18 protein-coding genes and 1 pseudogene are annotated in these 20,945 nt (G+C 64.2%); 14 read left to right on the top strand and 5 right to left on the bottom strand.

The genetic code is table 11. From position 1 onward, the window contains the following. The first annotated feature begins 27 nt into the window (after positions 1–27). Complete coding sequence (yedA, locus tag ACNQP3_RS25745) at positions 28–942, top strand: drug/metabolite exporter YedA (RefSeq protein ID WP_012274307.1); 915 nt, start codon at positions 28–30, stop codon at positions 940–942. A 55-nt stretch (positions 943–997) separates the two neighbouring features. Next, entirely contained in the window at positions 998–2,329 is a 1,332-nt protein-coding gene (locus ACNQP3_RS25740; protein ID WP_060494260.1) for a DEAD/DEAH box helicase, read from the top strand. 108 nt (positions 2,330–2,437) lie between these two features. Here ACNQP3_RS25740 and ACNQP3_RS25735 read toward each other — a convergent pair whose 3' ends face one another. The 3 genes from ACNQP3_RS25735 to ACNQP3_RS25725 form a co-directional block, all read right to left on the bottom strand. Further along, complete coding sequence (locus tag ACNQP3_RS25735; RefSeq protein ID WP_060494259.1) at positions 2,438–3,679, bottom strand: TIGR03862 family flavoprotein; 1,242 nt, start codon at positions 3,677–3,679, stop codon at positions 2,438–2,440. A gap of 148 nt (positions 3,680–3,827) precedes the next feature. Beyond that, on the bottom strand, positions 3,828–4,742 hold the full coding sequence (locus ACNQP3_RS25730) for a histone deacetylase (protein ID WP_012274304.1): 915 nt from the start codon (positions 4,740–4,742) through the stop codon (positions 3,828–3,830). A 38-nt stretch (positions 4,743–4,780) separates the two neighbouring features. Beyond that, a complete protein-coding gene (locus ACNQP3_RS25725; protein WP_060494258.1) occupies positions 4,781–5,467 on the bottom strand; it encodes a histidine phosphatase family protein in 687 nt (228 codons plus the stop codon). Positions 5,468–5,646: 179 nt separating this feature from the next. On the opposite strand from ACNQP3_RS25725, the gene ACNQP3_RS25720 reads away from it, so the two are divergent. The 7 genes from ACNQP3_RS25720 (at position 5,647) to ACNQP3_RS25690 (ending at position 11,995) form a co-directional block, all read left to right on the top strand. Beyond that, entirely contained in the window at positions 5,647–6,216 is a 570-nt protein-coding gene (locus tag ACNQP3_RS25720) for a GNAT family N-acetyltransferase (RefSeq protein ID WP_012274302.1), read from the top strand. Positions 6,217–6,363: 147 nt separating this feature from the next. Further along, positions 6,364–7,233, top strand: a complete 870-nt coding sequence (gene tesB, locus ACNQP3_RS25715; RefSeq protein WP_012274301.1) for an acyl-CoA thioesterase II — start codon at positions 6,364–6,366, stop codon at positions 7,231–7,233. Beyond that, positions 7,230–7,823, top strand: a complete 594-nt coding sequence (locus tag ACNQP3_RS25710) for an HAD family hydrolase (protein ID WP_012274300.1) — start codon at positions 7,230–7,232, stop codon at positions 7,821–7,823. The genes tesB and ACNQP3_RS25710 overlap by 4 nt, the downstream gene beginning before the upstream one ends. A 102-nt stretch (positions 7,824–7,925) precedes the next feature. Beyond that, complete coding sequence (locus ACNQP3_RS25705; RefSeq protein ID WP_012274299.1) at positions 7,926–8,936, top strand: zinc-dependent alcohol dehydrogenase family protein; 1,011 nt, start codon at positions 7,926–7,928, stop codon at positions 8,934–8,936. Positions 8,937–9,066: 130 nt separating this feature from the next. Continuing rightward, entirely contained in the window at positions 9,067–10,179 is a 1,113-nt protein-coding gene (locus ACNQP3_RS25700) for an ABC transporter substrate-binding protein (RefSeq protein ID WP_264316587.1), read from the top strand. After that, positions 10,176–11,237 carry a FecCD family ABC transporter permease gene (locus ACNQP3_RS25695; protein WP_012274297.1) on the top strand — a complete coding sequence of 354 codons (1,062 nt, stop codon included), beginning with the start codon at positions 10,176–10,178 and terminating at the stop codon, positions 11,235–11,237. Before ACNQP3_RS25700 ends, ACNQP3_RS25695 begins: the two co-directional genes overlap by 4 nt. Continuing rightward, positions 11,234–11,995 carry an ABC transporter ATP-binding protein gene (locus ACNQP3_RS25690; protein ID WP_060515619.1) on the top strand — a complete coding sequence of 254 codons (762 nt, stop codon included), beginning with the start codon at positions 11,234–11,236 and terminating at the stop codon, positions 11,993–11,995. Before ACNQP3_RS25695 ends, ACNQP3_RS25690 begins: the two co-directional genes overlap by 4 nt. Before the next feature lie 166 nt (positions 11,996–12,161). On the opposite strand, the gene ACNQP3_RS25685 is transcribed toward ACNQP3_RS25690, so the two are convergent. Continuing rightward, a complete protein-coding gene (locus ACNQP3_RS25685; RefSeq protein ID WP_012274295.1) occupies positions 12,162–12,863 on the bottom strand; it encodes a FadR/GntR family transcriptional regulator in 702 nt (233 codons plus the stop codon). Between the two features lie 260 nt (positions 12,864–13,123). Between ACNQP3_RS25685 and ACNQP3_RS25680 the strand changes: the two genes are divergently transcribed. The 4 genes and pseudogenes from ACNQP3_RS25680 to ACNQP3_RS25665 all read left to right on the top strand — a co-directional run. After that, the gene (locus ACNQP3_RS25680) at positions 13,124–14,476 is read left to right on the top strand and encodes an MFS transporter (RefSeq protein WP_060494254.1); all 1,353 of its coding nucleotides are present in this window, start codon (positions 13,124–13,126) and stop codon (positions 14,474–14,476) included. 19 nt (positions 14,477–14,495) lie between these two features. After that, positions 14,496–15,851 (top strand): glucarate dehydratase, encoded by a 1,356-nt coding sequence (gene gudD, locus ACNQP3_RS25675; RefSeq protein ID WP_264316586.1) that lies wholly within the window; start codon positions 14,496–14,498, stop codon positions 15,849–15,851. 387 nt (positions 15,852–16,238) lie between these two features. Further along, complete coding sequence (locus ACNQP3_RS25670; protein ID WP_264316585.1) at positions 16,239–17,558, top strand: amino acid permease; 1,320 nt, start codon at positions 16,239–16,241, stop codon at positions 17,556–17,558. 110 nt (positions 17,559–17,668) lie between these two features. Continuing rightward, a pseudogene (locus tag ACNQP3_RS25665) lies at positions 17,669–18,280 on the top strand (PDDEXK nuclease domain-containing protein); the annotation flags it as partial. Positions 18,281–18,287: 7 nt separating this feature from the next. Here ACNQP3_RS25665 and ACNQP3_RS25660 read toward each other — a convergent pair. After that, the gene (locus ACNQP3_RS25660) at positions 18,288–19,157 is read right to left on the bottom strand and encodes a LysR family transcriptional regulator (protein ID WP_264316584.1); all 870 of its coding nucleotides are present in this window, start codon (positions 19,155–19,157) and stop codon (positions 18,288–18,290) included. A 126-nt stretch (positions 19,158–19,283) separates the two neighbouring features. Here ACNQP3_RS25660 and ACNQP3_RS25655 point away from each other — a divergent pair, with 126 nt between their 5' ends. Then, on the top strand, positions 19,284–20,828 hold the full coding sequence (locus tag ACNQP3_RS25655; RefSeq protein WP_264316583.1) for an MFS transporter: 1,545 nt from the start codon (positions 19,284–19,286) through the stop codon (positions 20,826–20,828). The last annotated feature ends 117 nt before the right edge of the window (positions 20,829–20,945 follow it).

Here is a 20,945-nt window from a genome sequence, read left to right as displayed (position 1 = left end):
ACCCGTAAACGGATTTCGAGTTTTCCCATGCCTGCCGCCCGTCGCTTCCCGCTGTTGCTCATTGGTGCTTTCCTGGCCTTGTACCTGGTTTGGGGTTCCACTTATCTGTTCATTCGTATCGGCGTGGAGAGCTGGCCTCCGATGCTCATGGCCGGGGTGCGCTTTCTGATTGCCGGCGGCCTGCTGTACGGTTTTTTGCGCTGGCGCGGTGTGCCCGCGCCTACCTGGCCGCAGTGGCGGGCGGCAGGGGCAATTGGCTTTTTGCTGCTTAGCTGTGGTAACGGTGGTGTGACCGTGGCCGAGCATGCTGGCGTGGCGTCGGGCGTAGCGGCGCTGGCCGTGGCGACAGTGCCACTGTTCACCCTGCTGTTCGGCCTGTTGTTCGGGCACCGCAATTCGAAGCTGGAGTGGGCGGGCATTGCCCTGGGGCTGGTGGGTATCGGCCTGCTGAACCTGGGTTCCAACCTGCAGGCAAGCCCGATGGGTGCAGCGCTGATCCTGTTCGCAGCGGCGTCCTGGGCGTTCGGCTCGGTGTGGAGCAAAACCTTGCCGCTGCCCCAGGGGCCGATGGCCAGCGCGGCAGAAATGCTGGTGGGGGGGGCGGTACTGTTGCTGGGCAGTGTGCTGTCGGGCGAGCGTATGACGCAGATGCCGACCGCTGCCGGCTGGGGGGCGTTGGCCTATCTGGTGTTCTTCGGCTCGATCCTGGCGTTCAGTGCCTACATGTATTTGCTCAAACATGTGCGCCCGGCAGCCGCCACCAGCTACGCCTACGTCAACCCGGCGGTGGCGGTGCTGTTGGGCATCGTCTTCGCCGGCGAACAGATTGGCGCCGAAGAGTGCGTGGCGATGGCGGTGATTATCGGTGCGGTGGTGCTGATCGGCCTCCCACAGTGGCGCAAGGCGCCTGCGCAGCCGTTGAAAGGCGAAATCTGCAAGTAGGCAGGGGTGATGCGGTAAACTTGCCGCCTTCGCTGAACCCCCCGACGGTATTGCCATGAATTTCGCCAAACTCGGCCTGATCGAACCGCTGCTGCGTACCCTGCAGCAGCTGGACTACACCACCCCGACCCCGGTGCAGGCCAAGGCCATCCCCGCCGTGCTGGCCGGCCGCGACCTGATGGCCGCAGCCCAGACCGGTACCGGCAAGACCGCAGGCTTTGCCTTGCCCGTGCTGCAGCGCCTGGCGCTGGAAGGCGAAAAGGTGGCCAGCAACTCCATCCGTGCGCTGGTGCTGGTACCTACCCGCGAACTGGCCGAGCAGGTGCACAACAACGTGCGCGAATACGCCGAGAACCTGCCGCTGAGCACCTACGCGGTGTATGGCGGCGTCAGCATCAACCCGCAGATGATGCGCCTGCGCCGTGGTGTCGACCTGCTGGTGGCCACCCCGGGTCGTTTGCTCGACCTGTTCCGGCAGAACGCGGTGAAGTTCAACCAGGTGCAGACCCTGGTACTGGACGAAGCTGACCGCATGCTCGACCTGGGCTTTGCCGAGGAGCTGCAATCGGTTTACGCGGTGCTGCCCCGCAAGCGCCAGACGCTGCTGTTCTCCGCCACCTTCTCCGATCAGATTCGCGTGCTGGCGGGGTTGGCCTTGAATGACCCGCTCAGTATCGAAGTGAGCCCGCGCAACGCCACCGCGACCAGCGTCAAGCAGTGGCTGGTGCCTGTGGATAAAAAGCGCAAGGAAGACCTGTTCTGCCACCTGCTGCGCAAGCAGCGCTGGACCCAGGTGCTGGTGTTCGCCAAGACCCGTAACGGTGTCGACCAACTGGTGCAGCGTTTGCTGGCCGAAGGTGTGAACGCCGACGGCATTCATGGGGACCGCCCGCAGGCTACCCGTCAGCGCGCGCTGGACAGCTTCAAGGCCCGCGAAGTGCAGGTGCTGGTGGCCACCGATGTGGCAGCCCGTGGCCTGGACATCGATGATTTGCCGCTGGTGGTCAACCTTGACCTGCCGATCGTTGCCGAGGACTACGTGCACCGCATTGGCCGTACCGGGCGGGCGGGCAACAAGGGCGAGGCGATTTCGCTGGTGTGCGCGGATGAAGTGCAACTGCTGGCGGCTATCGAAGTGCTGACCCGGCAGACCCTGCCGCGTCATGAAGAGCCTGATTTTATCCCTGATCATCGGGTGCCGCTGACCGATGCCAGTGGCCAGGTGATCAAGAAACCGAAGAAGCCCAAGAAGCCGAAAGAAAACAGCGCCAAGCGCGGGCTGGGCCGTTGGATGGACAGTTCTGAGGCGGGTAATTCCGAGCCGGCAGTCAAGGCGGTGCGCAAGGTGCCGAGTTTCAATGGTGGGCCGCGCAAGCGTAAGCCCTGAGATTTCGGGGCCGCTCTGCGGCCCATCGCGACACAGTTCAGGCCCGCGCCGTACCTGTGGCAGCGGCCTTGTGTCGCGAAAGGGCTGCGCAGCAGCCCCGGCAATCTTTCAGGAAACCGGCTTAACCCAATCCGCCGCCGCTCGCCCGGCGCGCAAGCCGCTGGCAAAGCACGCCGTTAGCAAATACCCCCCGGTCGGCGCCTCCCAGTCCAGCATTTCGCCGGCACAGAACACCCCCGGCATGCCCTTGACCATCAACCCCTCATCCAGCCCCTCGAAACGCACCCCGCCGGCGCTACTGATCGCTTCATCCAGCGGCCGTGTACGCACCAACGTGATCGGCAATGCCTTGATCGATCGGGCCAGCGCCTGCGGGTCGGCAAAGCTCGCGTGATCAGTCAGCTCCCGCAGCAGTGCCGCCTTGACCCCATCGATACCCAACTGGCTGTGCAGATGCTTGGCCATGGAGCGTGAACCGCGTGGCTTGGCCAGTGCCTGGGCAATTTTGTCCACAGGCTTGTCCGGCAGCAGGTCGAGCAACAGCAGCCCACGGCCGTCACGGTTGATGGCCTCGCGCAGCGGAGCCGACCAGGCATACACCAGGCTGCCCTCCACACCTTGCGCGGTGAGGATGAACTCGCCTTTGCGCGGTGCACTGCCCGGTACGCTGAGGGCAATGTTCTTCAGCGGCGCGCCGGCGAACTTGTCCTTGAGCAAGGCGCTCCAACTGTCTACTTCAAAACCGCAGTTGCTCGGCTGCAAAGGCGAGATATCCACAGCCCGTTCGGCCAGCAGCGGTTGCCAGCTGCCGTCGGAGCCCAGTCGCGCCCAGCTGGCGCCCCCCAGTGCCAGCACCACGACGGCGGCTTTCACCAGCCGTTCGCCCTGTGGATAAGCAATCCGCAAGGCGCCATCGGAGTTCCAGCCCAGCCAGCGATGACGGGTGTGGATAACTACCCCGTTGTCACGCAGGCGCTTGAGCCAGGCACGTAGCAGCGGCGCGGCTTTCATGTCGGTCGGAAACACCCGGCCCGAGGTGCCGACGAAGGTTTCGATGCCCAGGCCGTGAATCCATTGGCGTAATGCGTCCGCATCGAAGTCGCGCAGCAACGCCTCGATCTCGCCCTGGCGTTCGGCATAGCGGGCCACGAACGCCGAGTAGGGCTCGGAATGGGTGATGTTCATGCCGCCGACGCCCGCCAGCAGGAACTTGCGCCCAACCGAAGGCATGGCATCGAACACCTCGACTGACAGGCCTGCCTGGGCCAGTGCTTCGGCAGCCATCAAGCCGGCAGGGCCGCCACCGATGACGACAGCGAGGGGAGAGGATGCGGGGTTCAGATCGGGCATGGTGGGCAGCAGGCTGTGGAAAAGAGGCGCATTCTAGCGCAGCGCTGGCCATGGAAGCACTGGTCAAAAAATGCTCAGAAGTCTGCAGGCCTTGCCATCAAAGGGCTGTAGCGCCTTTCCCGCAGGTTATCCACAAGCGGTTCCACAGTCATTGTGAACAACCGATGACGCGTGCTGCGCTGTGGTGAAGGATGCCGTGGCGTTTGGCCAAGGCTGCGCGGTCCTTGCTGTAACCACCGCCGATCACGCCCACCACCGGGATATCGCGGCCCAGGCAGTGGCGCAATACGGCTTCGTCACGGGCGGCAACGCCAGCATCGGTCAGTTGCAGGTAGCCCAAGGCGTCGTCTTTGTGCACATCGACGCCGGCGTCATACAGCACCAGGTCGGGCTGATACAACGGCAGCAGGTAATTGAGGGCGTCGTCCACCACCTTCAGGTAGGCGGTATCGCCCATGCCACGGGGCAGGGGGATGTCCCAGTCGCTTTGCGCCTTGCGGGCCGGGAAGTTCTGCTCGCAGTGCAGCGACACGGTGATGGCCTCTGGCGTGTCGTGCAGGATGCGCGCGGTGCCATCGCCCTGGTGCACGTCGCAGTCGAAAATCAGCACCCGGTGTACCCGGCCAGCCGCCAGCAGGTAACGGCTGATCACCGCGAGGTCGTTGAAGATGCAGAAGCCGGCGGGGTGGTCGTAATGGGCATGGTGGGTGCCACCGGCGAGGTGGCAGGCGATGCCGTGCTGCAGGGCCATTTCGGCCGTGAGCAGCGAGCCGCCGACGGCGCGCACGGTGCGCCGGGCCAGCGCCTCGCTCCAGGGCAGGCCGAGGCGGCGCTGGTCCTCGCGCGACAGCTCGCCGTTCATGTAGCGCTCGATGTAGCTGCGGTCGTGGGCCAGGGCGAGGATGTCGTTGGGGCAGATGTCCGGGCGCAGCAGGGCTTGGTCGGTGGTCAGCCCGCTGTCGACCAAGTGGTCGCGCAGCAGGCGGAACTTGTCCATCGGGAAGCGGTGTTCGGCGGGGAACTCCGGGCTGTAGTCTTCGTGGTAGATCAGCGGCAGCGGCATGGGGTGTTCACAATCGGGGCCAGTGCTGATCTTGCCAGTTATCGTCCTGCGCTGGCCAATACGCGTTGCCAGTCCGGCTCGTTCAGGCGCCCTAGGATGCGCGCCTTGCCATCGCCATCCACCGACACGAACAAAGCGCTGGCGTAGCTGCTTTGACGCTCGCCACCGGCAACGTTCTGCTGGCGGGCGAAATGGTCGATGCAGCCGTTGTGGGTCACCAGCACCAGGTTGTGCCCCGCACGTTTGCGCGCCAGCGCCTCGCTGGCGAACTGGCTGTCGCAGGTTTCCAGCCAGCCTTCGCTGGCCACCGCCTGACCGAGGATGAAGTGCGCGGTTTGCCGGGTGCGCAGTTTCGGGCTGGTCAGCAGGTCGGCGTTGTGCAGGCCCAGCCGGTTCAGCCCTTGGCCAACACGGGTTGCGGCCTGGCTACCGCTGACGGTGATACCGGTGGGGTCGTCCAGGCAGGGGCCGGGTGCGCTGTCGCAGCGTTCGGCGTGGCGGATCATCACGATCACCGCGCCTTCGGCCCAGTCTTGCAGTAAACCGCTGTCACTCAGTTGTTGCTCGTTGCCAAGGTCCACGATATGCGTCCTCGTCGCCAGCCAGGTGGTCAACGCCGCCACGACCATGCACAGGCCAAGGGCGGCACCGAGGGCTTTGCGAGACAGGCGCCGCTTGCGCCGGGTGTGTATGGCAGCGTGCCCCAGGGTATTGCTCGATTGCATGCGTAGCTCCGTTGGCATGGCCGCGTCTGGCGCGGCAGAGATGGCGGCATTGTGCTGAGGGGCCTGTCGGGGGCCGGTGAAGGGCGTGTGAAAATTGCATTCGGCGGCTACCGGTTGGGTGAAAGCCGAGCCCGCGCCTACGCTGTACACTGCAAGGCGGCAAAACCGGAGCAGGCCCCATGACCCCCATCCTTGAACTGGAAAGCGCACGGCTGGTGCTGCGCCAATGGCACGACGACGACCTGCGCGAGTTCGCCGCGCTGTGCGCCGACCCGCAGGTGATGCGCTACTTCCCGGCGCCCCTGACGCGTCTGGAAGCCGCTGCATTGATCGGTCGGGTGCGCGGGCACTTCAATGAATACGGTTTTGGTTTGTGGGCCCTTGAGCGCAAGGACAGCGGCGCGTTCATCGGCATGACCGGTTTGCTGCACGTGGGCTTCGAGGCCGATTTCACCCCCGCTGTGGAGATTGGCTGGCGCCTGGCCCGCCGTCACTGGGGCCTGGGTTTTGCCAGCGAGGCGGCGTGGACCTGCCTGCGTTGTGCTTTCGCCCAATTGCGCCTGGAGGAAGTGGTGTCGTTCACTAGCGAGAGCAACCTGCCGTCGCAGAAGGTCATGCAAGCCATCGGTATGCAGCAGGACGCGCAGGGCAGTTTCGAGCACCCCCGCCTGCCTGAGGGCCACCCGCTGCGCCCGCATGTGCTGTACCGCATCGACCGCACCCATTGGGAGCGCACCCTGCGCCCCTGAATGCATGGCCATGCCCGGCACCAATGACAAACCCTGTATTATTTGCCCACTTGGAAGGCGCTGCATGTTGCACGTTCAGCGCCTGTGAGATCGAGCGCCGCTCGGGCGGCGCATCGCGAGCAAGCTCGCTCCTACGGAGAACCCCCGATGAGTCATGTGTTGGACGACCTGGTCGACCTGTTGAGCCTCGAAGCCATCGAGGAGAACCTGTTCCGTGGCCGCAGCCAGGACCTGGGCTTCCGCCAGCTGTACGGTGGGCAAGTGCTGGGGCAGTCGTTGTCGGCAGCCAGCCAGACGGTCGAGGACGCGCGCCATGTGCATTCGTTGCACGGCTACTTCCTGCGCCCGGGCGATGCCAGCCTGCCGGTGGTGTACTCGGTGGACCGCGTGCGCGATGGCGGCAGTTTCAGCACCCGGCGGGTGACGGCGATCCAGAAAGGCCAGACCATCTTCACCTGCAGCGCATCGTTCCAGTACGACGAGGAAGGGTTCGAGCACCAGGCGCAGATGCCAGAGGTGGTCGGCCCGGAAAACCTGCCGACCGAAGTAGAACTGGCCCGCGCCATGGCCGACCAGTTGCCCGAGCGCATTCGCGACAAAGTGCTGTGCGCCAAGCCGATCGAGATCCGCCCGGTCACCGAGCGTGACCCGTTCAACCCCAAGCCCGGCGACCCGGTGAAGTACGCCTGGTTCCGCGCCGACGGCAACCTGCCTGACGTACCCGCCCTGCACAAGTACCTGCTGGCCTACGCCTCGGATTTCGGCCTGCTGACCACTGCGCTGCTGCCCCATGGCAAGTCGGTGTGGCAGCGCGACATGCAGATCGCCAGCCTCGACCATTCGTTGTGGTTCCATGGCAACCTGCGCGCTGACGAATGGCTGCTGTACGCAACCGATAGCCCCTGGGCCGGTAATTCCCGTGGTTTCTGCCGCGGCAGCATCTTCAACCAGGCCGGGCAACTGGTGGCATCGTCCAGCCAGGAAGGCCTGATTCGTCATCGCAAGGATTGGGCATGAGCCTCCTTGGCGAGGTGCGCAACTGGGTGTTCGACATGGACGGCACCTTGACCGTGGCGGTGCACGACTTTGCCGCCATTCGCGTGGCGTTGGACATCCCGGCCGAGCACGACATCCTCACCCACCTGGCGGCGCTGCCGGCTGATGAGGCGGCAGCCAAGCATGCCTGGTTGCTGGAGCACGAGCGGGACCTGGCGGTTGCCTCCACGGCGGCCACCGGGGCGGTGGAACTGGTGCGCGAACTGGCCGAGCGCGGTTGCCGGCTGGGTATTCTTACCCGCAATGCGCGTGAGCTTGCGCATGTGACGCTGGAGGCCATCGGCCTGGCGGACTGCTTCGCGGTGGAGCACATTCTCGGGCGTGACGAAGCGGCGCCCAAGCCGAGCCCGGATGGGTTACTGAAAATTGCCAGTGCCTGGGGCGTGGCGCCCAGTGAGCTGGTGATGGTGGGGGATTACCGCTTTGACCTGGACTGTGGACGGGCGGCGGGGGCGCGCACGGTGCTGGTGAACCTGCCGGATAACCCGTGGCCGGAGCTGGTGGATTGGCATGCGGCCGATTGCCAGGCATTGAAGGTGATGCTGGGCTGATTCTTGTATTGGCAATGCGGGTCTGTTCGCGGGCATGCCCGCGAAAGGGCCGGACCTGTCTATGCTGAACCCCATTCTTTCTTCTGATACGGAGACCTACCCATGACCAGCAAGGCCATCTACGTACAACCCGGCGGCGGCTACGACAAGGTCGAGGTCGGCACCAGCGAGGCCCTGGCCCCCAAGGCCGGCGAGATCACCGTGCGCCTGCACGCCAGCTCCCTCAACTACCACGATTTCGCCGTGGTCAGCGGCATGTGGGGCCCGAGCGAGCGGCGCATCCCCATGGCCGATGGCGCCGGTGAGGTGGTCGCGGTGGGGGCTGGCGTTACCGAGTTCCAGGTCGGCGACAGCGTGGTCAGCACCTTCTTCCCCGATTGGCTCGATGGCCAGGCCAATGTCGAGGGCTTTGCCCAGGTGCCTGGCGACGGCCTCGATGGCTACGCCCGAGAGCAGGTCACCGCCCGTGCCACTGCGTTCACCCTGGCGCCCAAGGGTTTCAGCCATGCCGAAGCGGCCACCCTGACCACCGCCGGGCTTACCGCCTGGCGCGCGCTGATGAGTGATGATCACCTCAAGCCCGGCGACACGGTTCTGGTGCAGGGCACTGGCGGTGTGTCGATTTTCGCCTTGCAGTTCGCCAAGCTGGCCGGCGCCACAGTGATCGCCACCTCGTCCAGCGATGCCAAGTTGGAGCGCCTGAAAGCGTTGGGTGCCGACCACCTGATCAATTACAAGAGCACCCCGGCCTGGGGTGAGAAAGTGCGTGAGCTGACGGGCAACCGCGGGGTTGATCATGTGATCGAAGTGGGTGGCCCGGCGACGCTGGAGCAGTCGATGATTGCCGCGCGCATCGGTGGGCATGTTTCGCTGATCGGTATCCTCACCGGGGTGGCTGGGCAGTTGCCGCTGGTGCAGGCGCTGGTGCGGCAGATTCGCCTGCAAGGGGTGCTGGTAGGCAGCCGTGCGCAGCAGCAGGCGATGGTGCGGGCGATCGATGCCAACGGCCTGCGCCCGGTGGTGGACAAGCATTTCGAGTTGGAGCAGATCGTCGAGGCGTTCCGTTACCAGGAGAGCAACCGGCATTTCGGCAAGATCTGCCTGACTTGGTGAGGATAGGTGAGGGCGGCTGGATGTAACGGCCACCCTACAAGCCAATACATTCGCGCACATCGGCAGCACAGGGCGGCTGGCTAGAATGCCCCGCTCTGTTGCGATTGGTTCTCTTCAAGAGGATGCCCCGATGTGCCCGACTCCCCTTTTCTGGCAGCGTTTGCTGCCTGTCTTGCTGTTGGCTACCTGCCTCGGCTTCATCCAACCTGCCAGCGCCATGCAAGTGACCGACGTGCTCGGGCGCAAGGTCGAGGTTGACCACCCGCCTCAGCGCATCGTGCTTGGCGAAGGGCGCCTGTTCTTCGCGCTGGCTTTGCTTGACCGTGACAACCCGTTCCAGCGGGTGGTTGGCTGGCAGAACGACATGCGCCTGCTCGACCCGCATACCTATGAGGTGTATGCGCAGCAGTACCCACAAGTGGCCAAGTTGCCGCTGATCGGCCAGGCGTCCGAGCAGAGCGTGAGCGCTGAGCAGATACTGGCGCTCAAGCCCGACCTGGCCATTTTCAGCATCGCCGGTGAGGGCCCGACCCAGCACAGCCCGGTGGCCGATCTACTGGAAAAGGCCGGGGTGCCGGTGCTGTTCATCGACTTTCGCGTGCACCCGATCCGCAATACCCGGGTGAGCATGCAGGCACTGGGCACGCTGCTGGGGCGTGAGCCGCAGGCGGCGGAGTACCTGAACCTGTACGACCGTCACCTGAAGCGGGTAACCGACGGCGTGGCCAGGATCAAGGAAAGCGAGCGGCCCAAGGTGTTTCTCGAACTGTTGGCTGGCGTGTGGCAGGCACCGGGGCATACCACTGGCAAGAGCGGATTGGGCAGCGTGGTCGAAGCCGTAGGCGGGCACAACATTGGTGCCGATGTGGTGCCTGGGGCGCTGGGTGATGTGAGTGTCGAGTACGTGTTGCAAGCCGACCCGGACGTGTACATCGCCACCGGCAACCGCGCGCCCGGGGTGCTGCTGGGGGCTGGCGTCTCCACCGATACGGCACGCCAGAGCCTGGCGAAGATCACCGCGCGCCCCGAGTTCGCCCCGCTGCGGCCGATCCAGGCTGGCCAGGCCCATGGCTTGTGGCATGACTTCTACAACTCGCCCTTCAACATCCTGGCGGTCGAGGCCATGGCCCGATGGGTACACCCGGAGCGTTTCAAGGCGCTCGACCCGCAGGCAACCATGGGTGAAATCAACCGCATGCTCAAGGTCGGCCTGGACGGCCAGTACTGGGTCGATGCCAGGTGACCGCGCTGGCCCACGAAGGCGCGGCGTTGGCAGCCTGGCATTATCGTCGCCTGTTGTGGCGGCGGGCCTTGCTGGTCTTCACGCTGGCGTTGTTGCTGTTGTTGTCGGTACTGGGCGACCTGGCCAGCGGTGCCTCGGGCATGGGCCTGGGGCAATTGCTGCATGGCGTCTTCGACCCGGCGACGTTGAGTGCCACCGAGCGGGTGATCATCTGGAACGTGCGCCTGCCGTACTCGCTGATGGCGGTGCTGGTGGGGGCGGCCTTGGCGCTTGCCGGTGCCGAGATGCAGGCGATTCTAGACAACCCGCTGGCCAGCCCCTTCACCTTGGGTGTGTCGTCATCGGCGGCACTCGGCGCCTCGCTGGCGATTGCCTACCCACTGGGCATTGCCTGGCTGGCGCCGAGCGCCCAGGTGACGGTGATGGCGTTCATCTTCGCCTGCCTGTCGGTGGTGCTGTTGCAGGCCATGTCGCGGTTGCGTGGCGCCGGGGTCGAGAGCCTGGTGCTGTTTGGCATCGCCTTGGTGTTCAGCTGCAATGCGTTGGTCTCGTTGCTGCAATTGCTGGCCACCGAGGATGTGCTGCAGCAACTGGTGTTCTGGACCTTGGGTAGCCTGGCCCGCGCCGACTGGCACAAGCTTGGCATGCTGGCCCTGGTGCTGGGGTTGCTGTTGCCGTTCTCGCTACGAGCGGCACCGGCCATGACCTTGCTGCGCATGGGCGAGGACCGTGCGCGCAGTTTTGGCGTCGATACCCGGCGCCTGCGTTTTGCCTCGCTGCTGCGCATCAGCCTGTTGTCGGCAACGGCGGTGGCATTCGTCGGCACCATCGGTTTTGTCGGCCTGGTCGGGCCGCACATCGCCCGGCTGCTGGTCGGTGAGGACCAACGCTTCCTGCTGCCCGCCAGTGCGCTGGTGGGGGCGTTGATGCTGTCGCTGTCGTCGCTTGTCAGCAAGGCGATCTTGCCGGGGGTGATCGTGCCGGTGGGCATCGTTACCGCGCTGGTGGGCGTGCCGGTATTCGTGGTGCTGGTGTTCCGCCGGGGGAGAAGGTTGTGAGCCTGTTGATCGAGGGTGTTTCGGTGGCCTACGGCGCGCGGCAGATCCTGCAGGGGGTGAGCCTGCCGGCGTTGCCGGCCGGCAGCCTGGTAGCGCTGGTCGGGCCAAATGGTGCGGGCAAATCCACGTTGTTGCGTGCCTTGGCAGGGCTGGAGCGGATGCGCGGTGGTTTGCGCCTGGATGGGCAGGATGTGACGCGCCTGGGCTTTGCCGAGCGCTCACGTCGCCTGGCCTATATGCCCCAGCAGCTACCGCCGGGTATCGCCTTGGGCGTATTGGAAAGCATTGTTGCGGCCTTGCGCGTGAGCGCTGGCAGCGATCTGCTGGGCTGCGCCTTCGATGCGTTGCGCCAGTTGGGCATCGAGGGTTTGGCCGAGCGCTCGCTGGACAGTTTGTCTGGCGGGCAACGGCAGCTGGTGGCCTTGGCCCAGTTGCTGGCACGCAACCCACAGGTGCTGTTGCTAGACGAGCCGACCAGTGCGCTGGACCTGCATTACCAGTTGCGGGTGATGGGCGCTGTGCGCGAACGCGTGCAGGCGCATCGGTTGCTGGCGGTGGCGGTGCTGCATGACATCAACCTGGCAGCCAGCCACGCAGATTGGCTGGTGGTGTTGCGTGAGGGCAGGGTGGTGGCCTGCGGGGCGCCGGTGGATGTGCTGCAGCCGGGGCTGTTGGCTGAGGTGTATGGCGTGGTGGCCCGGGTGGAGCGCTGTTCGCAGGGGCGCCTGCAGGTGCTGGTGGACCGGGCGGTGGCTTGAAAACCGGCCAGATGCGGTCCCTTGTAGGAGCGGCCTTGTGCCGCGAAAGGGCTGCGAAGCAGCCCCCCGATTTATGCGATATAGCTGATGACCGGGGGCCGCTTCGCGGCCCTTTCGCGACACAAGGCCGCTCCTACACAGGGGGGATGCGCCAGTCGGATGATTATCAACCTGGCAGCAACCGGTCGCGGCTGTTGGACAGGTGCAGGCACACAGCCGCCCGCGCCGCATCCGGGTCTTGTCGGCGGATGGCATTGAGGATCGCCTCGTGCTCCAGGTTGGCCAGGTAGGCTTGCCGCGCCAGCTTGGCCCCGGAGCGTTCGGCCAGGGCCATGCGGTTACGCGGGATCAGGCCGTTGCCTAGCTGCAGCAGCATCTCGGTGAAATACAGGTTGCCAGTGGCCTCGGCAATCAGCAGGTGAAAGCGCCGGTCGGCTTCGATGCAACTGTCGCCAGCTGCGGCCAGGTCCTGGTAGTCATCCAGCGCCTGGCGCATGCGTGCCAGCTGCCCCTCGTCACGGCGCAGCGCGGCCAATGCGGCGGCCTGACCCTCCAGGCCAATACGCAGTTCCAGCAGATCACGCACATTCGCCGCGCTTTCCGCCGCCACGCGCAGGCCGGCCTGGGCCTGGCGCTCCATCACGAACGTACCGATACCGTGGCGCGGCTCCACCAGCCCCGAAGCTTGCAACTTGGACAAGGCTTCGCGCACCACCGTGCGGCTGACTCCGTGCTCGCGCACCAGGGTGTTTTCCGAGGGCAACTTGTCGCCCGGTTTGAAGGTGCCCAGCAAAATGTGCTGGGTCAGGCTGGAAACCAGGTCATGAGCGCGGCTGTGGCCGCGTTTACGGGCGTGTTCGGGTTCCATGTGCCATCCGCTGACTGTTGTACTTGTACGACAAGTTAATCGATAGAAATATTTTTTGCTGGTTTTTCACGTGATCAAGTCAACGCGTAGGTTAAGTGTTTTTGCATAATCGAAGCAGATTGCCATTGTGATGGCTTGTATTTTGAGGATTTACCGACGTTAGTGAGCTTGTCGTACAACTGCGCGGCGCATATGCTCACCCCCACTGCCATGTCAGACAACCTCGACCCGCACAAAAACAATTAGTGGGAGATCCGCAAGTGAACGACACCCTCGCTCCGTCTGGCCGACATGACGGCGACGCGTTGGCCAGCGCCGTGGCCAAGGTCAAGCGCCACGTACTGCCGCTGTTCGTCATCATGTTCATCGTCAACTACCTCGACCGCGTCAACATCGGCTTTGTCCGCCCGCACCTGGAAAGTGACCTGGGCATCAGCGCTGCGGCCTTCGGCTTTGGCGCCGGCTTGTTCTTCATCGGCTACGCACTGTTCGAAGTGCCCTCCAACATGCTGCTGCAAAAGGTCGGTGCCCGCCTGTGGCTGACCCGCATCATGTTCACCTGGGGGCTGGTGGCCACGGCCATGGCCTTTGTGCAGAACGAAACCCAGTTCTATGTGCTGCGCTTTCTACTGGGTGTGGCCGAAGCGGGGTTCTTCCCAGGGGTGATCTACTACTTCACCCGTTGGTTGCCGGCTGCCGAGCGCGGCAAGGCCATTGCCATCTTCCTCAGCGGTTCGGCACTGGCTTCGTTGATTTCCGGGCCGCTGGCCGGGGCGCTGATGCAGCTTCAGGGCTTGGGCCTGCATGGCTGGCAGTGGATGCTGTTCATCGAAGGCATGGCCTCGGTGGTGCTGTGCTTCTTCGTGTTCTTCTGGCTCGACTCCAAGCCGCAAGATGCCAAGTGGCTGAGCAAGGCCGAACAGGACGCACTGGTCGCCACCATCGACCGCGAGCAGCAAGCACGCGAGGCCGTTGGCGCTGTCAAACCGTCGGCCTGGAGCCTGCTCAAGGACCGCCAGATCGTGCTGTTCTGCCTGATCTACTTCTGCATCCAGTTGACCATCTATGCCGCCACGTTCTGGCTGCCGAGCATCATCAAGCGCATGGGCGATCTGAGTGACATGCAGGTCGGGTTCTTCAACTCGATCCCGTGGCTGATCTCGATCCTGGCCATGTACGCCTTCGCCGCCGGTTCCACACGCTGGAAATTCCAGCAGGCCTGGGTGGCGGGTGCCCTGCTGGTCGCCGCCATCGGCATGTTCATGTCCACTACCGGTGGGCCGGTGTTCGCCTTCGTCGCGGTGTGCTTCGCCGCGATTGGCTTCAAGTCGGCGTCGTCGCTGTTCTGGCCAATCCCCCAGGGCTACCTGGATGCCCGTATCGCGGCAGCGGTCATTGCCCTGATCAACTCGGTCGGCAACCTCGGCGGCTTCGTCGCCCCCACCACCTTTGGCCTGCTGGAGCAGCAAACCGGCTCGATCCAGGGTGGGCTGTACGGCCTGGCGGTAACCTCGGTGCTTGCAGCCATCGCCATCTTCTTCGTACGCATGCGCCCCAAAGGCGCCCCTTCCGATGACCTCAAGGCCCCTTCGGCCCTGGGCCAGACCCACTGATGACTGCGAGACAACAACCATGAACATGCAGACCAACCCAGCCGTTCACACCAGCACCCCGGTGGTCACCGACCTGCGCGTGATCCCCGTCGCCGGCCATGACAGCATGCTGCTCAACCTCAGTGGCGCCCATGGCCCGTACTTCACCCGCAACGTGGTGGTGCTGCGCGACAGCGCCGGCAACACCGGCCTTGGCGAAGTGCCCGGCGGCGAGAAGATTCGCCAAACCCTGGAGGACGCCCGCAGCCTGGTGGTCGGCCAGCCAATCGGCCATTACCAGCGTGTGCTCAATGCCATGCGCCACACCTTTGCCAACCGCGACTCGGCCGGCCGTGGCCTGCAAACCTTCGACCTGCGCATCACCGTGCACGCGGTGACCGCCATCGAGTCGGCGCTGCTCGACCTGCTCGGCCAGCATCTGAACGTGCCGATGGCGGCACTGCTGGGCGAGGGGCAGCAACGCGATGCAGTGAAGATGCTCGGTTACCTGTTCTATATCGGCGACCGTCAGCAGACCGACCTGGCTTACCGCAACGAAACCGATAGCGATGAAGACTGGTTCCGCCTGCGTCACGAAACGGCGCTGACCACAGAGGCGGTGGTACGTCTGGCCGAGGCCGCCAAGGCGCGTTATGGCTTCAGCGACTTCAAGCTCAAGGGCGGGGTATTGCGCGGCGAAGAAGAGATGGACGCGGTAACGGCCTTGGCCGAGCGCTTTCCCGAAGCGCGCATCACCCTCGACCCGAACGGCGCCTGGTCATTGCAAGAGGCCATTGCCCTGTGTCGCGACAAGCACGGCGTGCTGGCCTACGCCGAAGACCCGTGCGGTGCCGAGAACGGTTACTCGGGCCGTGAAGTGATGGCCGAGTTTCGCCGCGCCACTGGTCTGCCCACCGCCACCAACATGATCGCCACCGACTGGCGACAGATGGGCCATGCCATCCAGTTGCAGTCGGTGGACATCCCGCTGGCCGACCCGCACTTCTGGACTTTGCAGGGTTCGGTGCGGGTGGCGCAGATGTGCAACGACTGGGGGCTGACCTGGGGTTCCCACTCCAACAACCACTTCGACATTTCGCTGGCGATGTTCACTCAGGTGGCGGCTGCGGCGCCGGGTGAGATCACCGCCATCGACACCCATTGGATCTGGCAGGACGGCCAACGCCTGACCCGCGAGCCGCTGCGTATTGTCGACGGGCATGTGCGGGTGCCGGCGCGGCCAGGGCTGGGGGTGGAGTTGGATGAAGACCAACTGGCCAAGGCGCATGAGTGCTACCGCAACATGGGCCTTGGCGCGCGGGATGACAGCGTGGCGATGCAGTACCTGATACCGGGGTGGTGCTTCGATAACAAGCGGCCTTGCCTGGTTCGTTAAGGCGGGTTCAAGACTTTGCAAGGAAGGCCTCGGGAAACCGGGGCTTTTTTGTATCTGACCGATAGGGCCAGTGCAGGCAACACACATCCAAATGAAAAACAAAAGCGCCAAACGGCCCGGTGACGCGATCGGGCATGCCATTCGCGACATCTGGCGTTAATGGAAACGCCCTGTCGTGATCGAACAGTTCCGGGGCGTTCTCGTGTAATTACCCACAGCCATGCGGGGCTTAAATGAAGCCCGTCCTGCACTGACAGCTGCTCTGTGATGCGTGCCAAAGATCAACAACAGAACGCGAGTAAGCTGTCGACTTATTGAATTCAAAGGAGATATTTTCGCCTACGCCTGCCCGTCCATCCTTGTGTCAGCAAAAAGAGAACAACATCAATGAACACCGTGGGATCTGATGGCAACCTTGCACAAGGTTTCAAGCCACGTCATGTAACGATGCTGTCCATCGCCGGCATCATCGGCGCCGGACTTTTCGTAGGCTCCGGCCATGCCATCGCGGCAGCCGGGCCAGCAACCATAATTTCCTATTTCGTGGCCGGGACCCTGGTGGTACTGGTCATGCGCATGCTCGGCGAAATGGCCGTGGCACACCCTGACACCGGATCGTTTTCCACCTATGCCGACCAGGCCATTGGCCGCTGGGCCGGGTACACCATCGGCTGGTTGTACTGGTGGTTCTGGGTGCTGGTCATCCCTATCGAAGCGCTGGCCGCCGGGCATGTGCTGAACGCCTGGTTCCCGCAGGTGGACAGCTGGATCTTCGCCTTGGCTTCGGTGCTGTTGCTGGCCGGTACCAACCTGTTCAGTGTGGCCAAGTACGGCGAGTTCGAGTTCTGGTTCGCCATCCTCAAGGTCACCGCCATTCTGGGTTTCATCGGCCTGGGTTTCGCCGCGCCGAAGGGCTGGTCGGCCGTGGTCGGTGCGTTCATTACCGTGATGTTCAGCTTCATCGGCACCGAGGCGGTGACCATCGCGGCCTCCGAGTCCAGCGACCCATCGCGCAACATCGCCAAGGCCACCCGCTCGGTGATCTGGCGTATCAGCACCTTCTACATCCTGTCGATCTTCGTGATCATCTCGGTGGTGCCGTGGAACGACCCGCAGCTGGCGGTGGTGGGTTCGTACCAGCGTGCGCTGGAAATCATGAACATCCCCAACGCGGCGTTCATGGTCGACCTGGTGGTGCTGGTGGCCGTGACCAGTTGCATGAATTCGTCGATCTACATCGCTTCGCGGATGATGTACTCGCTGGCCAAGCGCGGTGACGCCCCGGCCTTCCTCAACAAGACCTCCAAGGTCGGTGTACCGCGTGCCGCGGTGTTCGGCAGCACGCTGATCGGTGCGGCCATCGCTGTGCTCAACTACTTCGCGCCGAAGGGTGTGTTCGAGTTCCTGCTGGCAAGCTCCGGCGCCATTGCCTTGCTGGTGTACATGGTCATCGCCATCTCGCAGCTGCGTATGCGCCGCCGCCTGGAGCGGGAAAACACCGAGCTGAAGTTCCGCATGTGGCTGTTCCCGTACCTGACCTGGGCGGTGATCATCTTCATTGCCGGGGCGCTGGCGGTGATGATGTACACGCCTGAGCACCGGGCGGAAGTGAGTTCCACGTTGGGCCTGGCGATCGTGATTTCCTTCCTGGGGATCGTGACCTCGCGGGGCCATGCGCAACCGGTGGGGGCGCGGTCGATGGGGTGATTGAGTTCACCGGGTGGTAGGGCAAAGGGCACTCGTGGATGGGTGCCCTTTGTTTTTTGAAACACTTGTTTGGCAGCACGAGCGGTCGGCGTGGGGCTTGCCAGGCGTAGACGCGGCGTGAGCTTGAGCGTCAACTTAAAGCCGCTCTGTATGAGCGCTGCGTTGCTAACCCGGCAAAAGTTTCGGCAGCGCTGAGGCAGAACTATCCTGCGGCCATGGACGTTTTTCGGGATACCTACATGGTCGAATTTCTTGGTCTGCCTGGTGTGCATGCCGAATCAGACCTGCATTGCGCATTGATGGACCGGCTCAAACAGTTCCTGATCGAGCTGGGCCGGGATTTCTGCTTCGTCGGCTCACAATACCCGCTTCAGGTCGGCGGCCGTGACTTCGCACTCGACTTGCTGTTCTTCCACCGTGGCCTCAACTGCCTGGTAGCGATCGAACTGAAAGTCGGTCGCTTCGAGCCAGAGTACCTGGGCAAGCTGGATTTCTATCTTGAAGCACTGGACTGCAATGAGCGTAAGCCTCATGAAAACCCGGCCATCGGTGTGTTGCTATGCGCCAGCAGAGACGACGAGGTGGTTGAGTACGCACTCAATCGCTGTTTGTCCCCCGCGCTGATTGCCGAGTATCAAACGCGCTTGCCAGACAAGGCACTGCTGCAAGCCAAGCTGCATGAGTTCTATGCCTTGGGTACTGCAGACGATCCGAGCGTTTGAGCAGCCATCAAGTGCCGCCCATCACGCTTTGCACATACCGCATCACTGCCGGCGCTTTTTCGAAGCGTCGATGGATCAGGCTCAGCCACGAGCTGGCCTGGCAGTCGACTATTCGCCGGAAGTTCACCTGCGGCAGGCTAATGCGCTGCACGACCGATTCCGGGACCACGGCAATGCCTTGGCCAAGGGACACCAGGGTAATCACCGCCACCAGGCTGCCAGGTTGCGGGCCGAGCCGTGGCACGAAACCACCTTGCGCGGCCACCTCCAGCGTGCCGGAGATCTGCTCGGGCAGGATGAAGGTTTCATTGGCCAGGCGCGCGGCCGGGATCTGTGGTACTTCATTGATGCGCGAGCTGGCGGGCAGGGCGAGCACGAAGCCTTCCTGGCGCAAGGCAATGGCTTCGAGCGCTTCCGGCAGCTCCATGGGCGAGCGCACATAGGCCAGGTCGAGCAGGCCATCGCGAACCATGCCGGGCAGATCGGCCATGGGCAGTTCGCGGATATTCAGGCGCACGCCGGGGCAGGTTTCGCTGTAGTGGCTGACTTGCTGCTGAAGCATGCCCGAGTAGGCGGCCGAGGCCACGTAGCCCAGCTCGATGCGCCCGCTTTCGCCACGGGCGGCGCGCTGCGCGCCCAGTTGTGCGGCGTCGAACTGGCGCACGGCCTGTTCAGCCTCGATCAACAGCGCCTGGCCGGCGGCGGTAAGGTTGACCTCGCGCTGGTTACGCTCGAACAGGCGCACGCCCAGCTCGCGCTCCATGTCCTGGATCTGCCGGCTGAGGGTGGGCGGGGCGATGCCCAGTTGCTCGGCGGCCCGGGTGAAATGGCCGTGGCGGGCGACGCAGAGGAAGTAGCGGAAATGGCGGATTTCCATGGGTGTTACCTACAGGGTAATGACGCAGGCCGCCGGGGCTAACAAGGCTTGGTGTTGGCGGCGTTATGGTGGGGTCAACACTACAAGGCTGGCGCTGATACGACCAGCCTGCTTCTGGAGCCTGCCATGCCTGCCCCTTCAGCACGCTTTACCTTGCTTACCGCTTCCCTGGTCTGCGCCCTGATCATCCTCGACACCAACATTGTTGCGGTCAGCCTGCCCAGTATCGCGCGAGACCTGTCCGGCTCGTTCGCCGACATCGAATGGGTAGTCAGCGCCTACCTGCTGGCCTTCGCCGCTTGCCTGTTGCCCGCCGGTAGCCTGGCCGACCGCTTCGGCCGGCGGCGCATGCTGCTGCTCGGCCTGGTGCTGTTCGGCGTGGCTTCGCTGGCCTGCGGTGCGGCGCCCAGCCTGCTGTTTCTCGACCTGGCCAGAGCCGCCAAGGGGGTAGGCGCTGCGTTGCTGCTGACCTCGGCCCTGGCGGCGATTGGCAACCGGTTCCATCAGCCACAAGAACGCATGCGTGCCTGGGCCTTCTGGGGCGCCTGCATGGGCGCCACCATCACCTTCGCGCCGCTGCTGGGCGGGGTGATTGCCAGTACCTTGGGCTGGCGCTGGATCTTCTACATCAACCTGCCGCTGGTGGCACTGCTGGCGGTAATGGTCATGCGCAGTATCGAAGAGTCTCGGGACAGTGCGGCGGCACGCCTGGACCCTTGGGGCAGCCTGACCTTCGCCGGCAGCCTGGGCTACCTGATCTGGGCGATGATCGATGCCAACCAGGTGGGCTGGGGCAGTGCGCAAACCCTTGGCCGGTTGGTGATCAGCGCCTTTCTGTTCAGCCTGTTCATCATGGTCGAGCGCAGCCAGCAGCGGCCGATGATCGACTTGCAACTGATGCGTAGCGGGCGTTTTGTAGGGGCTCTGCTGGGCATGTTTGCCTACGCCGCCTGCGCCCAGGTGATGATGACCCTGCTGCCGCTGTATTTGCAGAACGGCCTGCAACTGTCGGCCCTGGCCGCGGGGGCGGGCATGTTGCCGTTCGCCGTTGCCATGCTGCTGACGCCGCGCCTGGGCATGCGCCTGGCTGCCCACTGCAGCCCGGCGCAGGTGTTTGCGCTGGGCCTGGTGCTGGTGGGCACGGGCAACTTGCTGTGTGCCTGGGCCACGCGCCACGGCGGTTATGGGGCATTCGCCCTGGCCAGCGTGGTGTTGGGGGCGGGCGCCGGGCTGCTCAATGGCGATACGCAGAAAAACATCATGGCCTGCGTACCGCGTGAGCGTACCGGTATGGCCTCGGGCCTGAGCACCACCACGCGGTTTGGTGCGATCGTGCTGGCCATTGGTGTGCTCGGGGGTGTGCTCGCTGCCCGTAGCGGGCAGTTGCTGCAGGAGGCCATGGCCACTGTGGCACCCGCACAATCGAGCCAGGTTGCCGCGATGGCCACGCGGGTTGCAGCGGGCGACTTGCAGGCGGCGCTGGCCCTGCTTGAGCCAGGCTTGCGTGAGGCGGTGACGCCATTGGCCCGCCAGGCATTCATGGGCGGTTTCGAGGCTGTGTTACAGGTCGCGGGTGTGGCGGCGTTGCTGTTTGCGCTGCTGGTCGGCGTGTTGCTGAGCCGGCCACTGCCTGCCATGCAGGAGGGGCTGATGGCCGAAGGGCGACCTTGAAACGGCCAGGGTCCGTGCAACGATCTAAAAATAAATGAGGTGTTTTATCATTCTCGTTCGGCTTGTAGAGAAGGCCGGAATACAGGCCAGCCCGCCGACCCCTCTACGGAGCGAGAA

Source organism: Pseudomonas sp. LFS074 (genome assembly GCF_047978165.1).
In the GTDB taxonomy this organism is placed as follows: domain Bacteria; phylum Pseudomonadota; class Gammaproteobacteria; order Pseudomonadales; family Pseudomonadaceae; genus Aquipseudomonas; species Aquipseudomonas putida_P.
Note: the sequence above shows the minus strand (reverse complement) of the source record. Positions and strands in the feature narration are given on the sequence as shown.

Excerpts from the sequence above, each read along its gene's own strand:
- yedA (WP_012274307.1), top strand. The coding sequence starts at position 28 with ATGCCTGCCGCCCGTCGCTTCCCGCTGTTGCTCATTGGTGCTTTCCTG.
- ACNQP3_RS25740 (WP_060494260.1), top strand. The coding sequence starts at position 998 with ATGAATTTCGCCAAACTCGGCCTGATCGAACCGCTGCTGCGTACCCTG.
- ACNQP3_RS25735 (WP_060494259.1), bottom strand. The coding sequence starts at position 3,679 with ATGCCCGATCTGAACCCCGCATCCTCTCCCCTCGCTGTCGTCATCGGT.
- ACNQP3_RS25730 (WP_012274304.1), bottom strand. The coding sequence starts at position 4,742 with ATGCCGCTGCCGCTGATCTACCACGAAGACTACAGCCCGGAGTTCCCC.
- ACNQP3_RS25725 (WP_060494258.1), bottom strand. The coding sequence starts at position 5,467 with ATGCAATCGAGCAATACCCTGGGGCACGCTGCCATACACACCCGGCGC.
- ACNQP3_RS25720 (WP_012274302.1), top strand. The coding sequence starts at position 5,647 with ATGACCCCCATCCTTGAACTGGAAAGCGCACGGCTGGTGCTGCGCCAA.
- tesB (WP_012274301.1), top strand. The coding sequence starts at position 6,364 with ATGAGTCATGTGTTGGACGACCTGGTCGACCTGTTGAGCCTCGAAGCC.
- ACNQP3_RS25710 (WP_012274300.1), top strand. The coding sequence starts at position 7,230 with ATGAGCCTCCTTGGCGAGGTGCGCAACTGGGTGTTCGACATGGACGGC.
- ACNQP3_RS25705 (WP_012274299.1), top strand. The coding sequence starts at position 7,926 with ATGACCAGCAAGGCCATCTACGTACAACCCGGCGGCGGCTACGACAAG.
- ACNQP3_RS25700 (WP_264316587.1), top strand. The coding sequence starts at position 9,067 with ATGTGCCCGACTCCCCTTTTCTGGCAGCGTTTGCTGCCTGTCTTGCTG.
- ACNQP3_RS25685 (WP_012274295.1), bottom strand. The coding sequence starts at position 12,863 with ATGGAACCCGAACACGCCCGTAAACGCGGCCACAGCCGCGCTCATGAC.
- gudD (WP_264316586.1), top strand. The coding sequence starts at position 14,496 with ATGAACATGCAGACCAACCCAGCCGTTCACACCAGCACCCCGGTGGTC.
- ACNQP3_RS25670 (WP_264316585.1), top strand. The coding sequence starts at position 16,239 with ATGAACACCGTGGGATCTGATGGCAACCTTGCACAAGGTTTCAAGCCA.
- ACNQP3_RS25660 (WP_264316584.1), bottom strand. The coding sequence starts at position 19,157 with ATGGAAATCCGCCATTTCCGCTACTTCCTCTGCGTCGCCCGCCACGGC.
- ACNQP3_RS25655 (WP_264316583.1), top strand. The coding sequence starts at position 19,284 with ATGCCTGCCCCTTCAGCACGCTTTACCTTGCTTACCGCTTCCCTGGTC.